At 42.6% G+C, this 765-nt stretch carries 2 protein-coding genes; both read left to right on the forward strand.

The genetic code is table 11. The annotated features are described in order from the left end of the window. Positions 1–79 precede the first annotated feature (79 nt). On the forward strand, positions 80–337 hold the full coding sequence (locus LIX84_RS23320) for a type II toxin-antitoxin system Phd/YefM family antitoxin (protein WP_005448240.1): 258 nt from the start codon (positions 80–82) through the stop codon (positions 335–337). Continuing rightward, positions 325–627 carry a type II toxin-antitoxin system RelE/ParE family toxin gene (locus LIX84_RS23325; RefSeq protein ID WP_025796191.1) on the forward strand — a complete coding sequence of 101 codons (303 nt, stop codon included), beginning with the start codon at positions 325–327 and terminating at the stop codon, positions 625–627. The genes LIX84_RS23320 and LIX84_RS23325 overlap by 13 nt, the downstream gene beginning before the upstream one ends. Positions 628–765: the final 138 nt, after the last annotated feature.

Here is a 765-nt window from a genome sequence, read left to right on the forward strand (position 1 = left end):
GGGCGTTAGCCGTCATGGAGCTTGCTATACTCAAAGTGATAGAATAGTATCACTTTAGTATTCCTTTGGAGCAGCTCTCATGAAAGTAGAACTAGTTACATCACTTAAACGTCAAGCAACTAAGATCCTCGCCGATCTCCATGACACTAAAGAACCCGTGTTAATTACTGAGCATGGTAAGCCATCTGCGTATCTCGTTGATGTTGATGACTATGAATTTATGCAAAATCGTTTAGCTATTCTTGAGGGTATTGCAAGAGGTGAGCGTGCGTTAGCTGACGGTAAAGTGGTAAGTCACGATGAAGCCAAGGACAAAATGTCAAAATGGCTGAAGTAATCTGGACTGAACCAGCGTTATCTGACCTCAATGATATCGCTGAATATATCGCACTTGAAAATATCGTAGCTGCAAAGCAGTTAGTACAAACGATCTTCTCCAAAGTCGAACGCCTACAAACTTTCCCGGAGTCAGGTCGTATTCCACCCGAGCTAGAACATTTAAGTTATCGTGAAGTTGTCGTTAATCCATGTCGTGTTTTCTATAAACAAGACGGTGACAAAGTGTTTATTCTGTTTGTTATGCGTGCAGAGAGAGATTTGCGTAAGTTCCTGTTGAGTAAGCAGTAACCTTTGGGAATGAGCGGCTAACAAACTGTTTAAGAGTGATTCGCAACGCGTGGCATTTTTACTATGCGTTGGTTTAGGTGATTAAGGTGTTATGCGGCGGCATCGGTATTGCGTTGCTCACACCTTAACAGGGCGTTA

The organism is Vibrio sp. E14 (assembly GCF_020515785.1).
GTDB lineage: Bacteria > Pseudomonadota > Gammaproteobacteria > Enterobacterales > Vibrionaceae > Vibrio > Vibrio diabolicus.

Excerpts from the sequence above, each read along its gene's own strand:
- LIX84_RS23320 (WP_005448240.1), top strand. The coding sequence starts at position 80 with ATGAAAGTAGAACTAGTTACATCACTTAAACGTCAAGCAACTAAGATC.
- LIX84_RS23325 (WP_025796191.1), top strand. The coding sequence starts at position 325 with ATGGCTGAAGTAATCTGGACTGAACCAGCGTTATCTGACCTCAATGAT.